The sequence below is a fragment of the Butyricicoccus sp. AF18-9LB genome (assembly GCF_027684505.1).
GTDB classification, from domain to species: Bacteria; Bacillota; Clostridia; order Oscillospirales; family Butyricicoccaceae; genus Agathobaculum; species Agathobaculum butyriciproducens.
Genome location: NZ_JAQCWA010000016.1, coordinates 28,369 through 42,537, shown reverse-complemented (window position 1 = coordinate 42,537; position 14,169 = coordinate 28,369). Strand labels below are relative to the sequence as shown.

At 56.1% G+C, this 14,169-nt stretch carries 11 protein-coding genes and 1 pseudogene; 5 read left to right on the top strand and 7 right to left on the bottom strand.

Annotated elements, in window-relative coordinates:
• Nucleotides 1-48: 48 nt before the first annotated feature.
• The 4 genes and pseudogenes from PGY33_RS09980 (at nt 49) to PGY33_RS09970 (ending at nt 3,540) form a co-directional block, all read left to right on the top strand.
• A complete protein-coding gene (locus PGY33_RS09980) occupies nt 49-1,530 on the top strand; it encodes an InlB B-repeat-containing protein (protein ID WP_270478446.1) in 1,482 nt (493 codons plus the stop codon).
• 12 nt (nt 1,531-1,542) lie between these two features.
• Nucleotides 1,543-1,599, top strand: a pseudogene (locus PGY33_RS14525) (S-layer homology domain-containing protein); the annotation flags it as partial.
• A gap of 6 nt (nt 1,600-1,605) precedes the next feature.
• Nucleotides 1,606-1,839 (top strand): S-layer homology domain-containing protein, encoded by a 234-nt coding sequence (locus PGY33_RS09975; protein ID WP_270478445.1) that lies wholly within the window; start codon nt 1,606-1,608, stop codon nt 1,837-1,839.
• Nucleotides 1,840-2,238: 399 nt separating this feature from the next.
• Nucleotides 2,239-3,540: a hypothetical protein gene (locus PGY33_RS09970; protein WP_110435567.1), complete on the top strand. Its 1,302-nt coding sequence runs from the start codon at nt 2,239-2,241 to the stop codon at nt 3,538-3,540.
• 63 nt (nt 3,541-3,603) lie between these two features.
• Here PGY33_RS09970 and PGY33_RS09965 read toward each other — a convergent pair whose 3' ends face one another.
• The 7 genes from PGY33_RS09965 to PGY33_RS09935 form a co-directional block, all read right to left on the bottom strand.
• A complete protein-coding gene (locus PGY33_RS09965; RefSeq protein ID WP_118480591.1) occupies nt 3,604-4,773 on the bottom strand; it encodes a M20 metallopeptidase family protein in 1,170 nt (389 codons plus the stop codon).
• Nucleotides 4,774-4,792: 19 nt separating this feature from the next.
• Nucleotides 4,793-5,965 (bottom strand): pyridoxal phosphate-dependent aminotransferase, encoded by a 1,173-nt coding sequence (locus tag PGY33_RS09960; protein WP_118480589.1) that lies wholly within the window; start codon nt 5,963-5,965, stop codon nt 4,793-4,795.
• Nucleotides 5,966-5,967: 2 nt separating this feature from the next.
• On the bottom strand, nt 5,968-7,356 hold the full coding sequence (locus PGY33_RS09955) for an FAD-binding oxidoreductase (protein WP_243022928.1): 1,389 nt from the start codon (nt 7,354-7,356) through the stop codon (nt 5,968-5,970).
• Between the two features lie 64 nt (nt 7,357-7,420).
• Nucleotides 7,421-8,311 (bottom strand): MetQ/NlpA family ABC transporter substrate-binding protein, encoded by an 891-nt coding sequence (locus tag PGY33_RS09950; protein ID WP_118480585.1) that lies wholly within the window; start codon nt 8,309-8,311, stop codon nt 7,421-7,423.
• Between the two features lie 211 nt (nt 8,312-8,522).
• The gene (locus tag PGY33_RS09945) at nt 8,523-9,476 is read right to left on the bottom strand and encodes an L-lactate dehydrogenase (RefSeq protein ID WP_118480583.1); all 954 of its coding nucleotides are present in this window, start codon (nt 9,474-9,476) and stop codon (nt 8,523-8,525) included.
• 12 nt (nt 9,477-9,488) lie between these two features.
• A complete protein-coding gene (locus tag PGY33_RS09940) occupies nt 9,489-10,169 on the bottom strand; it encodes a methionine ABC transporter permease (RefSeq protein ID WP_118480581.1) in 681 nt (226 codons plus the stop codon).
• Nucleotides 10,150-11,196 carry a methionine ABC transporter ATP-binding protein gene (locus PGY33_RS09935; protein ID WP_118480579.1) on the bottom strand — a complete coding sequence of 349 codons (1,047 nt, stop codon included), beginning with the start codon at nt 11,194-11,196 and terminating at the stop codon, nt 10,150-10,152. The genes PGY33_RS09940 and PGY33_RS09935 overlap by 20 nt, the downstream gene beginning before the upstream one ends.
• Before the next feature lie 489 nt (nt 11,197-11,685).
• On the opposite strand from PGY33_RS09935, the gene cas3 reads away from it, so the two are divergent.
• On the top strand, nt 11,686-13,863 hold the full coding sequence (cas3, locus tag PGY33_RS09930) for a CRISPR-associated helicase Cas3' (protein WP_270478441.1): 2,178 nt from the start codon (nt 11,686-11,688) through the stop codon (nt 13,861-13,863).
• The last annotated feature ends 306 nt before the right edge of the window (nt 13,864-14,169 follow it).

Here is a 14,169-nt window from a genome sequence, read left to right as displayed (position 1 = left end):
CACACACTCGATGCCAACCAGACCATCCGCGTTCACTTCACCGACCTTGTGCAGTACAACGCAGCAATCACCGGCACGAACGGCACCGGCAACTTCACCTACACCACGCCGATTCAGCCAACCGACACCGGTGCAGTCAACAGCACATCCGCTCAGGTTCGTAAGAACGGCACGCTCAAGCTGACGCTCACGCCGAGCACAAACTGTGTCGGCACCGCCGAAGAAATTAAGTCTGAACTCGAGAAGGCGGCTCCGAATGCCGTTGTTTCCGTAACCGAGAAGGACAGCAGCTTTGAAGCGGTTATCCGCAACGTAACGGAAGCTCTGACGGTCAACACCGACAATCTGTTCCACAAGACCTACGCAATCACGGCCAATAAGGCCGAAAACGGCAGCGTTTCCGCTTCTGCGGCACGCGCCAAGGCCGGCGACACGGTAACGCTCACTGCAACACCCGCAAGCGGTTATCAGTTGAAAACCCTGACGCTGGCACCGGAGACCGCACTCGACAAGACGGTTTCCGCGTCCACCCTGACCTACACCTTCACCATGCCGGCAAATGACGTTACTGTCACCGCAGCCTTTGCCGCCAAGCCGAGCAGCGGCGGCGGTGCAGGCGGCGGCGGTGGAGCGGGCGGCGGCGGTGCTGCATCGGCTCCGTCCGACAGCGGCTCGTCCTCCATCACTGCACCGGACGGCACCAAGATTCCCGCAACGGTTGTGGTAAAGAACGGCACCGCAGCGGTTTCTGCCGACAGCTCCAAGCTGACTGCGGTTTCCGGCAAGGATTCGCTGACGCTTGATCTGTCCGCAGACTCCACCGTACGCGCGGTATCGCTCACCGGCGATGTGGTAGCTGCTCTTGCCGGTGCAAAGAACGGCGCAGCGCTTATCCTGCCGAACGGCACGGTTGCACTCGACCGTGAGACGCTGACCGCACTCGGCAGCGCCGCACAGGCTGACGGTATGGCAAGTATTTCGCTCGCTTCCGCTGACAAGTCCTCCCTGACGGACGCACAGCGCAAATACCTGCCGAAGAACGGCACCATCCTGAACATTTCTGCGCAGGTGCAGCCGAAAAACGGCACTGCAACCCGCATTCATGCGCTGAACGGCACGGCTTCGGTTTCTGTAGCATACAGCCTCAAGAGCGGCGAGAACGCCGCGCATCTGGTTGCATACTATCTTGCTGAGGACGGCTCGTTCGAAAAGCTGCCTGTCATTTATGATGCAGCGACCGGAAAGGCTACCTTTAAGACCACCCACTTCTCCACCTTCGTTATCACCCACGAGTACAGCAGCGACTTCTCCGATGTCAACCTGCGCAAGTGGTTTTACAACGAGGTCAACACCGCACTCGAGAACGGCTGGTTCAAGGGCCTGACCGCGACTAAGTTCGGTCCGGATGACGGCATGACCCGCGCAATGCTGGTTCAGGTACTCTACCGCATGAGCGGCAGCAAGGCCGCTTCCACCGCACAGTTTACCGATGTGGCGGACGGCAAGTGGTACGCGGAAGCCATCGCATGAGCCTCCGAAAACGGCATCGTCAACGGCTTCACGGACGGCAGATTCCAGCCGGATACGCTGATCACCCGTCAGCAGTTGGCGGCCATCCTGTACCGCTACGATACCTATCGCAGTCATACGCCGCAGGGCAGCGCAGCACTCGATGGCTACGCAGACGCGGCTTCTGTCGAGTCGTGGGCTGCTGAAGCAATGAGCTGGGCGAACGGCAACGGTCTGGTAACCGGCGTTACCCCGACTACGCTCGTGCCGAACGGCACCGCAACCCGTGCTCAGGTAGCGGTTATCCTCAGCCGCTACACCGACCAGTAATCCCATCTGATCCATACCGCACAACGGGTGTGGTATGAACAACCGCCCTGCAAGGGCAGACAATACCGACAGCGCCTGAAAACGCACACAAGCGACACCAATCGAAATATGGTGTCGCTTGTTTTTTTGCTTCTCACACGGAATACGCTCACGCGAGAACGAATCGAACAGCCGCGGCAGAAATTCCATGCTCATATGTCAGCTTCTCCGGCGTGATATACTCTGCCAACCGAATCGCAAGTATTTTCAGGCGCGCGGGTCATTATATCGTACATCATGTTCTATATTTGCATAATACTGTGCAAATTCGACTCATTTTGATTTACAACGTCCTTGCAGGGTGATATACTGAAATTACCATATAAGATGCGCCGGATTATGCTTTGAGGAGATGCTATAATGACCATGAATGACCCGCTGCTCCGCACGGACAGCTATGCAAAAATCTTCCTGTACAACACCCATGAAACCGTCGCCTGTGTGCCGCGCCACACCATCCGCATGCGCGATAAAGTGCGCCCGGATAAGCTGCGCGAAGCCGTCGAGCAGGCACTGCTGCGCTTTCCGCACATGATGCTGACCGCCGAGCCGACCGAGACCGCGTTCCGCTACCGCCGCAACGTGCAGCCCGCCGTGGTGCTGCCGTTCGACGGTGTATCCACCCGCTACACCATCGGCTCCAAGGATACGAACGGATACTTATTTCTCGTCGGCTACCACGACAAGACCATCTATATGGAGTATCAGCACTCTATCTCGGATGGACGCGGATTCGAGGAGTTTATCCGCTGTGTACTGTTCCAGTACCTGAAAAACTGCGGTTTCCCGGTTGAGAATGACGGCTCTGTGCGCGGCATGGATACCCGCTGGTCTCCTGAGGAGAGCGCAAACGGCTACGAGCAGCTGGCAGACCGTGAATTTTCGCCGGATGGCATCTGGAAAAAGCCGGAGGCTGTTCATGCCCCCGAGGTACAGTGGGGCGCTGACGGCTCCGAGGTCGTCACCGAGGTGACGTTCCCATTTTCGCAGCTGCACGATTACGCAAAGTCCATCGGCGTCAGTCCGCTGTCTGTACTGGCTCCGCTGATGATGAAAGCGTTTGATGATAAGTTCGGCGGAACGGACAAGCCGGTTATCGCGGAGATTCCGGTCGATCTGCGTCCGCTGCTGCCGACGCTTACCACGCGGTATTTTATTTGTTTTATCGATCTGCCGTATTTTCCGGAATACCGCGATCTGCCGAATGACGAGGTGTTCCGGCGCACGAAGGCATTTTTGAAGGATCAGATGCAGCGCGAACAGCTGCTCTATCGTGCAAAAGCCGCCGCAGACCGCTGTGAATCGCTGCATGAGGCAGATATGCCGCTCGCGGAGAAAATGCAGGCGGCACAGAAGGTCACGACTGATTTTGTGCTCGAGGACAGCTTTCTCATTACCAATGTCGGCCGGTTCGCCCTGCCGGAAAGCTGCCGTCCGTATGTACTCGATTACGGCGCAATCCTGCCGTGTGCTGTGCAGCCGTTTGCGCTGCTGATCTCGTCGTATGGAGATAAAATGAAACTGTCCGTCGCGCAGCGCGACCACGATATGCAGGTTGTCGAGGATTTGTGTGCCGGTCTGCGGCAGCTTGGCATCCAGCCGGAGACACTCAGCTATCCGTTTGTGGTGACACGGTATAACGGACTTGAGTGCGGGATGTAAGTTCAAAACTGTAATTTCAAAAGCAAAACGCTCAGCTACCAAACGATAGCTGAGCGTTTCGCTTTATCCAAGCCGCGCGACTGTGTAGCCGACATACAGACCGGCACCGGTCACAAGTGCATTCTCGTCCACATCGAAGCCGCCGTTATGGTTGGTGATCATCGTGTGCGGCAAATCCGGATTGCCGGTGCCGAGATACGCATACGCGCCCGGCTTATACCGCTCAAACTCGGCAAAATTGTCGCCGCTGAGCGACAGCTCACGGTCAGTGACAACGTGTCCTTCTCCGAGCAGCTCGTCCACGACCTGAGCAGCTTCCTCGCACACCTGCGGGTCATTGACGAGCGCAGCGGCAAAGTCCGTCCACTCGATTTCCGCCGTGCCGCCGTACAGCGCAGCGATGCTCTGCGCTGTCTCACTGACCTGTGCACGGACGCGGTCGCGGCTCTCCTGCGAAATGGTGCGCGTTGTGCCCTCCATTTCAGCAAATGCTGCCACGGCGTTGTAGGTCGTGCCCGCGTTCAGCTTGCCGATACCGATGATGACCGGCTCGGTCGGTGAAGTGCGGCGCGTAACCAGTCCCTGCACTGCCACAACAATCTGGCTGGCGATATACAGCGCATCCACGCCCAGATGCGGCGTGGAAACGTGCGTGGACCTGCCGTGCACGCGAATGCGGAAATGATCGACTGCGGCGTTGTTGATGCCCGGTTTAAGTCCTACCGTGCCTGCCTCCAAATCATACGCAGTGTGCAGACCGAACACGCGCTCGGCACCATCCAGCACACCGGCTGCGACAAATGGCTTTGCACCTTTTCCGATTTCCTCTCCCGGCTGAAACACAAGACGGACCTTTCCGCTGAACGCATCTCTGTTCTCCGACAGGATTTTCGCGGCACCCAGAAGGCAGGCCGCGTGCGCGTCATGGCCGCAGGCGTGCATGACGCCTGCATTCTCCGAGCGATAGACGCACTCGTGCGTCTCCTCAATCGGCAGCGCATCGATATCCGCACGCAGAACCAGCACTTTTCCGTTGTCCTTTGCGCCCTTCAGCGTGCCGAGCACGCCGGTCTCGCCCACGCGCGTGTGCGGAATGCCGAACTTGTCCAGTTCCTCCTCAATGCGCTGTGCCGTGCGGAATTCCTGCAGGCTCAGCTCCGGGTGCCGGTGAAATTCCCGACGGATGGATACGATGTAGTCCTTCGTTTCCGCTGCGGCTTTCTTTACGTCCATGACAGCTTTTCCTCCTAATTTATCGGTGTTTCGGCTTAATTTTGTCCCTAAGCGATTCCAGACGGTTGAGTGCATCGAGCAGCGTCTCGTCCTTCTTGGCAAAATGCAGGCGAATCAGGTTGTTGACCGGCTCACGGAAGAAGCTCGAGCCGGGAACCGCGCCTACGCCGACATAATGCGCCAGATCCTCGCAGAACGCAAGATCGCTCTCGTAGCCGAACTCGGCAATGTCAAGCAGAACATAGTACGCGCCCTGCGGGTCGGTATGGGCAATCTGCAGATCGTCCAGACCCTTGAGGAACAGCTCCTTTTTTTGTGTGTACTTGGCCTGCAAGTCGTCGTAGTAGTCCTGGCCCATCTTGAGACCGGTAACAACAGCCTCCTGCAGCGGTGCTGCTGCGCCGACGGTCAGGAAATCATGCACCTTTTTCGCGCGGTCAATAATCTCCGGTGGAGCGATGATATAGCCCAGTCTCCAGCCGGTGACGGAATACGTCTTGGAAAGCGACGAGCACGACAGCGTGCGCTCCCACATACCCGGCAGCGTGGCAAAATAAGTGTGCTTGTTCGGTGCGAATACGATATGCTCATACACCTCGTCGGTGATAACATAGGTGTCGTATTTCTCTGCGAGAGACGCGATAATCTCCAGTTCGGCACGGGTGAACACCTTGCCGCACGGATTGGACGGGTTGCACAGGATGATGGCCTTCGGGTGCTGACGGAACGCGTCCTCAAGCACATTTGCGTCAAAGTGGAAATCCGGCGGCACGAGCGGCACATAGATAGGCTCTGCGCCGGACAGGATGGTATCCGCACCGTAGTTCTCGTAAAACGGGGAGAAAATGATAACCTTATCGCCCGGATTGGTGACTGTCATCATCGCAGCCATCATCGCCTCGGTGCTGCCGCAGGTCGTGACGATTTCGGTGTTCGGGTCGATCCTGCGGCCCATGAAATAGGTCTGCTTGGCGGCCAGCGCCTCGCGGAAGTTCTGCGAACCCCATGTGATCGAATACTGGTGATAGTCTTCGTAGGCCACCTGCGCCAGACGGTCGAGCAGCTTCTTCGGCGGCTCAAAATCCGGGAAGCCCTGCGACAGATTTACCGCATCATACTGCATGGAAACGCGCGTCATACGGCGGATGACCGAATCGGTAAAGCCGGCGGTGCGCTCAGATAAGCTCTGCATGGTTATTTTCCTCCCACAATGTAAGATTTCTGGTCGTTCAGTGTATGTTTCGGGTCGAGGGCGGTCTTGATGGTGTTCATCACGGCAAGATTCTCCTGCGCGGTCTCCCGCAGGAAGTACGACCGCTTGGAAATGCCGATGCCGTGCTCTCCCGAGGCTACGCCGCCGTAAAAATACGCCTTAGCGTAAGCCTGCTCCATGTTTTCGTGCAGCTCGCGCTCCCATGTCTGCTGGTCGCGGCCGTCACGCACTACGCACAGATGCACGTTGCCGTCACCCGCATGGCCGAACGCGATCATACGCATACCCGAGGATGCTTCCAGCTCGTTGATATAGCGAACGAAATCCGCCGTGTGGCTGATGGGCACAACGATGTCCACCGGCTCCTGCTCGGACACAGCCTCGACCGCCATAACGAGCGCACCGCGCACCTTCCAAATGTCGGCGGCCTGCTCCGCACTGCGCAGCACGATGCAGTCGATTGCACCGTTGTCGAGCGCAAGACGGCGCACACGCTCGATATTCGCGTTGACCTCGCTCTCGTGGCCGTCAAATGTCAGCAGAATGTACGAACCCGCATCCGGGCGCGGATACTGCACCTTGCAGAACTCCTCGCCGAGCGCAACCACCTTGCGTTCCATGAACTCGACTGCGGTCGGGTTGGCGTTCGCCTGCAGGATGGTCAGCACGCTGCGGATACCCGTGCCGAGATCGGCAAACGGCACGAGCACGCTCACCGTGGTCTCCGGCTTGGGAAGAAGGCGCAGCAGGCACTTGGTGATGACCGCCAGCGTGCCCTCTGAACCGATGAGCAGGTGCTTGAGCGACAGACCGCTCGCGTCCTTCACCTGCTTGCCGCCGACATGCAGCACCGTGCCGTCCGCAAGGACGACCTCCAGCCCGCGCACATAGTCGCGTGTTACGCCGTACTTGACTGCGCGCATACCGCCCGCATTGGTGCTGATGTTGCCGCCGATGCTCGACGCCTTTTCACCCGGGTCCGGCGGATAAAACAGGCCGCGTTCCTCGACGTAAGCCTGCAGATCCTTGAGCAGCATACCCGGCTCGACGGTGATGGTCATGGTGTCGCGGTCAAGCTCGAGCACGCGGTTCATGTGGGACACATCCAAAATGATACCACCGAACAGCGGAATTGTCGAGCCTACCAGATTGGTGCCCGCGCCGCGCGGCGTGACCAGGATGCCGTTTTCGTTGGCGTACCGGAGCACGCCGCTGACCTCCTCGGTCGAAAGCGCGAACACGAGTGCATCCGCTGTGCCGGTGCGGCGGCCGAGCGCGTCGCTCAGGTACTCCGCCGGAATATTTTCCTCGAAAAGCAGGCGTTCGCTGTCCGGAATGATCTCCCGCAGCGCCTGTTTGTTGATCTGCATTACTGTTTCCTCCCTGCCGAAAATGCCGTCGGTTGTTTCCGGCGGCATTAGGAATAATTATGAATTACTTGTCTGCCAGCAGATCCTGATCCCAGCCTGCCTTGATGAAGTAGCCGCCGAACTGGTCATTGAATACTGCCTCTGTCTCATCGGACTGGAACGCTGCAACAACCTTCTTATAGGTCTCCAGCTTGTCCGCATCCTCGAGGTCAGCGGAACGTGCTGCGATCAGGTTCCAGTACTCCTCGATGTCCAGCTGATCATCCTTGTAGATGGCGTCCTCGGTCTTAAGGCCGAAATCCAGTGCGTAGTTGCCGTTTACAACAGCTGCGGTAACGTCAGCCAGCGTGGACGGGATAACGTTTGCCTTCAGCTCCTCGATGGTGATCTTGGTGTTGTAGGTCTCGATGTCGTCGATGGTCGGGTTGAACTCGGCGCTGTCCTTCAGCTTGATCAGACCGGCAGCCTCCAGCACCTTGAGCGCGCGGCCGCCGTTGGTTACATCGTCCGGAATGGCTACGGTGTCGCCGTCCTTGAGCTCATCAACCGACTTAACCTTGTCCGAGTACAGGTTCAGCGGAATGATAAAGGTGTTGCCGATGTTCTCGATCTCATAGCCGTAGTTGTCGATCTCGCTCTGCAGGTAAATGCGGTGCTGGAATGCGTTCAGGTCGATCTCTCCGTTCGCAAGTGCGTTGTTCGGGGTAACGTAGTCCGAGAACTGTACGAACTCGAGGTCGATGCCCTCGTCAGCCAGCTTTTCCTTGGCCGGGGTCCACAGATCCTCGTAGATGCTGCCTACTACGCCGAGCTTTACGGTTACGGCATCGCCGGAATTGCTGTCGGATGCCTGTGCGTCATCGGAAGCTGCGCTGCTCGAGCCGCCGCAGGCGGTCAGGGACAGGGCGAGGGTTGCTGCGGACAGGGACAGTGCGATGATTCTTTTGAGCTTCATTGGGATTACCTCCGTTTTTGGGGAGGCAATACCCCACAATTAAACTGCGGTGCTTTGCGGAAATTTTGTGCGCTGATTTTGTTGTGATTTTTTGCAATACACAAAGTATTGCTGCAAAAACACGCCGCATCAGCACGCAAAATTTACTCGCAAATCACTCTTGTTCAATTGTGCGGTATTGCCTCTATGTGAACTTTTTAATGAACTGATGTTAGAGAGTGAGCGACAGCTGATAATTCTCGCTCATGGTCTTGCAGGATGCGTTGAACTTCTCCTGCTCCTCGGGAGTCAGGTGCAGCTCGATGATCTCTGCGATGCCGTCGCGACCCACGATAGCAGGCACGCTGGCGTACACATCGTGCTGACCATACTTGCCGTTCAGCAGAACAGAAACCGAAAGAACGCGGTTCTCGTTGTAAAAAATGGCGCGAACGACTTCTGCGGCGGAAGCACCGATGCCGAACTCCGTACACTGCTTGCCGCGCAGGATGGTCCAGCCGCCCTCGCGGCCCGCATCGGCCAGTGCATCGAGGTCGAGCCTGCCGAACGTGTCCGGATACTCCGCCTGCCACTGGCTGAGCGGCTTGCCCGCGATGGTGACAGCCGACCATGCGACCATCTGGCTTTCGCCGTGCTCGCCGAGCGCATAAGCGGTGATAGATTTCTGGTCAATGCCGATCTCCTGCGCGATCGCGCGGCGCAGTCTTGCGGAATCCAGCGTAGTGCTGGTAGAGAAAATGCGTTCCGGCGCCCAGTTCAGCGTGTGCTGGATGTAATGCGTGATAACGTCCGCTGGATTGGAGATATTGACGATAATGCCGTCAAAACCGGATTCTTTGATGGATTTTGTTACATCTTTCAGGATGGCGATGGTCTGACCCAGCGTATCCATACGGGTCTGATTGCCGGTCGGCAGCGGGCCCGCCGAGATGATCATAATCTGTGCGTCCTTGGCATCGCTGTAGTCACCCGCGGTGACCTTGGTGCGAACCGGAAGGTAATTGGTCGCATCGGTCAGGTCGAACGCCTGTGCAACTGCCTTGGCGTGATCGGAGTCAATGTAGACAATCTCGTCTGCCAAACTCTGCGAAATCAGTGCGTAGCCGACATGGGAGCCGACATGGCCTGCACCGACAATAACAACTTTGCGATTGGAAATACTCATGTCAGACACTCCTTAATGCGTGTTCTTCTTGACGACCTTGCCGCCAACGAACTCCATAATACAAACAATGATGACGAGGACCAGCACAGTGACGTTGGTAACGTCCAGCATGTTGCGGTCGTGGCCGTAACGGATGGCGAAGTCGCCCAGACCGCCGGCACCGACGACACCGGCCATTGCGGTCAGGTTGAGCAGGCTGATCGCCGTGATGGTTGTGCCGCGCGCGATGGCGGCAACGCTTTCCTTCAGGTAAACGCGGAAGATGATCTCCAGCGGCGTGGAGCCCATCGAGAGCGCCGCTTCGACGAGGCCGCCGTCCAGCTCTGCGAGGGCGCTCTCCACCTGACGGGTGAAGAACGGCACCGCACCGAATACCAGCGGAACGATTGCACCCCGAACATAGATTGCCGTACCCATGATTGCACGGGAGACCGGCATTACCCACGTCAGCAGGATGATGAACGGGATGGAACGGAACAGGCTGACCAGCTTGTCCAGGATCTGATAGACGATTTTGTTTTCCAGAATGCCGCCCTGCTTGGTGACCGTGATCAGCACGCCCAGTGTCAGACCGAGCACGAACGAGATCGCACCCGACCAGACCACCATGAGCAGCGTGTCGCCGATGGCTGCATAGAAGTCCGGCAGCTTTGCCATCACGTTCGGAATGATGTTATTCAGAAACTCTTGCATCCTTGATGACCTCCACTCCTACGTTTTTCTCACTGAGATAAGCGATTGCCTGTGTGATTTGATCGCGGCCGCCGCTGATGATGGCTACCGTGCCGCCAATCGGTGCATTCTGCACGATGGCGATATCCGAAAAGATGATGTTGAGCACAATGTCGAATTTGCGCGATACCGTCGAGATGAGCGGCTCGGATACGTTGCGCTGAATGTAGCTCAAGCGCACGATCAGCTCGCCCGGATTCAGCTTGACGACCGGCGAATCCTCCGCGATGAGTTCTTCGATCTTGCGGAGATTGGAGGTCGTGTGGATGAAGTTCTTGGTGATGTCCTCTCTCGGGTTGGCGAAAATGTTGAACACCTCGCCGGACTCGACCACCTTGCCGTGCTCCATAACGGCTACGCGGTGGCAGATCTCCTTGACGACCGCCATTTCATGGGTGATGATAACGACCGTGATGCCGAGGGTTTCGTTCAGGTGCTTGAGCAGCTGCAGAATCGCCTTGGTGGTCTGCGGATCGAGTGCCGAGGTAGCCTCATCGCAGAGCAGCACATTCGGGTCGTTTGCCAGTGCGCGAGCGATTGCTACACGCTGTTTCTGACCGCCGGACAGCTGCTTGGGATACGCCTCCGCCTTATCACCGATGCCGACCAGATCAAGCAACCGCTGTACTTTTTCCTCGATCTGCTGTTTGGAAAGGCCGCTGCCGCGCAGCGGATACGCTACGTTGCCGGCTACGGTGCGCGATGGCATCAGGTTGAAGTGCTGAAAGATCATGCCGATCTTCTTGCGGGCCTGCCGCAGCTCCTTTGCCGAGAGCGACAGCATATCCTGACCATCTACGATCACCTTGCCGGAGGTCGGCCGCTCGAGCAGATTGATGCAGCGCACCAACGTCGATTTACCCGCACCGGAAAAGCCGATCATACCGAAAATTTCGCCCCTGTCAATCGTCAGCGAAACATCCTGCACCGCATGAACGGTTCGCTTGCCGCTCACAAACTCCTTCGAGATATGTGACAATTTTATCAAGAAAATTCCTCCTTATTCCTCTTAAATGCGCAAAAAAGCGGGAAGCTCGCAGCTCCCCGCTTCAGAAAATACAATGAATCCGCAAGAACGCGCAGCGTCAAGCAAGACGATTCAAAGTAATTTCGTATTCTGTCGGTCAGGCAGCATCTGAGCATAATACAGCATGTTCATACACATTCGACCCGACATTCGTGCGTTTACGATGAACATTTTGCTCGCTCCTTTCCGATTCCTTACTGAATTTGTTGGTTATAGAATAGCACAGTCAATCCCCAGTGTCAACCTCGGAATTATAGGGATTTTGTTTTCTGGCGGTTTTGCCAGTTTTGTATAAATTCATCCAACAAAATCTATGGGATTTGACTGATATTTTCAGCAGTTTGCTGTAATTCAAGGCGGTCTTCTTGGCAGGCATATTGGGTGTTGTACTTTTTATCGGACTTTAACTGTTATATACTGTATATAACAATTCAATAGAAGGTGATCGCTATGGATAAAAAATTCTATGCACATACCCGTCCGATCAATGAAAACGGCGTTGAACGTACAGAATATCAGCTTCTCTCCGATCACGAGCGCGGTGTCGGCACGCTCTGCGGGCAGTTTGCCGAAGCATTCGGTGCACAAGCTGAAGGTCACGAGGCCGGTGTTCACCATGATGACGGCAAAGCAACTGCCGCATTTCAGCATCGTCTTCTGGATAATGGTCCAAAGGTCGATCATGCAACCGCCGGTGCACGAAACATCATGTTGTCAAACAATCTGCTCTTAGCCGCTTGTGTCATGGGGCATCACAGCGGTTTGCCGGATTTAGGCAGCACAAATGACCCGGAAGGCACACCCACCTTCACCGGCAGAATAAAAAAGTGGGGCACTCCCGCTATTCCGCCGCTCGACCCGGATTATCCCATTCCGCCGGTACGCCTGCCGCAGCGTCCGGTCACCAGGCCGTCGCTTTCCGAGTCATTCCGCACGCGCATGCTGTACTCCTGTCTGGTGGACGCGGATTATCTGGATACCGAGCGATTCATGAAAGGCGATATGCCGCGCGGCACCGGAGATTCGCTCGAAACCCTGCTCACCCGCTTACAGGCCAAGCTAAACGCATGGGACAACCCGACTTCCGCGCTGAACAAGCTCCGTCAGCAGATCTTGCAGGCGTGCGTTTCCGCCGCAGCCAATCCCAAGGGCATTTACACGCTTACGGTTCCGACCGGCGGCGGTAAAACGACCAGTTCTCTCGCATTTGCGCTGCATCACGCCGTTGAACACGGTATGAAACGTGTGATTTATGTTGTACCGTACACCTCCATCATCGAGCAGAATGCCGATGTTTTCCGCGGTATTTTAGGCGATGAGAACGTACTCGAGCATCACTCCGGTGTACAGTTCGAGAACGATGAGGAAAACGGCAATCCCGATCCCAAGGCACTGGCCGCCGAAAACTGGGACAGCCCGCTCGTTATCACAACCGCCGTTCAGTTTTTCGAGTCGATGTACGCTAACCGTTCCTCACAGTGCCGCAAGCTGCACAATCTGGCAAACAGCGTGATTATTTTCGATGAAGCGCAAATGCTTCCGCTGTGCCATCTGATGCCGTGCGTCGCGGCCATCGGCGCTCTGGTAGAGCAGTTCGGCGCAACTGCCGTGCTGTGTACGGCTACCCAGCCGGTACTCGGCGATTTGATTCAGCGATTCGCACCGTCGCATACGGTTTCCGAGATTTGCCCGCAGATTCCGTTCTATTTCGACAAATTCCGCCGTGTAACGTTCCGGCAAGTCGGTGTCCTCGAGGATGACGCACTCGCCGAATTGCTGTGCGCACATGAGCATGTCCTTTGCATCGTCAATTCCCGCAAAGCGGCGCAGTCCATTTTCTCGAAATTGCCGGAGGAAGGCAGTTTCCATCTGTCCACATTGATGGTTCCGGCACACCGCCGTACGGTGCTCGAGGAAATCCGACGCCGACTAAATGACGGTTTGCCCTGCCGTGTCGTATCGACTTCTCTTGTTGAAGCCGGTGTTGACATAGATTTCCCCGCCGTTTACCGCGAACTGGCGGGTCTGGATTCCATTCTGCAGGCCGCCGGACGCTGCAACCGTGAGGGCAAGCGTGCCGCAGAGGACAGCATTGTTACCATTTTCCGCCGCACGGAGAAGGCTCCGCCGCTGTTTGGACAAGCCATCGGCGCGACAAATATTGCGCTGGATAACAATGCCGATCCCGCTTCTCTGCAGACAATGGAGAACTATTTCCGCGAACTGCGCAAGCTGAACGGTTCCGCGATTGATAAAATCGGCGTGATCGACGCGTTTGAGCGTGGACGCGGCGGCTCTCTGTATCCGTTCCGCACAATTGCCGAGAATTTTCGCATGATCGACAACGACACACGCACAGTTTATATTCCGTGGAAGGACGGTTCTGAACTCATCGAGCGGCTTTGCGATGGTGCGTGCTCTAAAAAGCTGTATCGGCAGCTTGGGCAGTACGCCGTGCAGGTGTATGATGCGCATTTTCAGGCACTGTACGACGCCGGTGCGCTTCAAACCGCCGATGAAACCAATGCTCTGGACGACCGCAGTGCTATTCTGTGCGATCTGTCACTGTATGATGAGAAAACCGGTCTGTCGCTCAAGGCAGACAGCGGTCAGGCGTTTTTCGGGTAATTTTTCGCGTAAAAAGGAAAACGGGAGAATGTGGTAACATTCTCCCGTGCTTCCTTAATTATCTCAAATTAGATTTCAATCCACGTCTAATGACGACAAATACACTATAACAGTTTCTGATTTATTTTGTCAAGTTTCTTTACCCTGCCTTATTATTTCATTTGCATAAATTTAATTATCTCATATTAGGAAATATTACTGTTGTAATCAACAGTGTAAAGCGATATAATGTAATCGTAGATAAGGGAGCTTGCTACCCTATCTATCCAACAAATCACACCGAAGCCCTGTCACATATTCCACTCT

Excerpts from the sequence above, each read along its gene's own strand:
- PGY33_RS09965 (WP_118480591.1), bottom strand. The coding sequence starts at position 4,773 with ATGGACGTAAAGAAAGCCGCAGCGGAAACGAAGGACTACATCGTATCC.
- PGY33_RS09950 (WP_118480585.1), bottom strand. The coding sequence starts at position 8,311 with ATGAAGCTCAAAAGAATCATCGCACTGTCCCTGTCCGCAGCAACCCTC.
- PGY33_RS09970 (WP_110435567.1), top strand. The coding sequence starts at position 2,239 with ATGACCATGAATGACCCGCTGCTCCGCACGGACAGCTATGCAAAAATC.
- PGY33_RS09955 (WP_243022928.1), bottom strand. The coding sequence starts at position 7,356 with ATGCAGATCAACAAACAGGCGCTGCGGGAGATCATTCCGGACAGCGAA.
- PGY33_RS09945 (WP_118480583.1), bottom strand. The coding sequence starts at position 9,476 with ATGAGTATTTCCAATCGCAAAGTTGTTATTGTCGGTGCAGGCCATGTC.
- PGY33_RS09960 (WP_118480589.1), bottom strand. The coding sequence starts at position 5,965 with ATGCAGAGCTTATCTGAGCGCACCGCCGGCTTTACCGATTCGGTCATC.
- cas3 (WP_270478441.1), top strand. The coding sequence starts at position 11,686 with ATGGATAAAAAATTCTATGCACATACCCGTCCGATCAATGAAAACGGC.
- PGY33_RS09940 (WP_118480581.1), bottom strand. The coding sequence starts at position 10,169 with ATGCAAGAGTTTCTGAATAACATCATTCCGAACGTGATGGCAAAGCTG.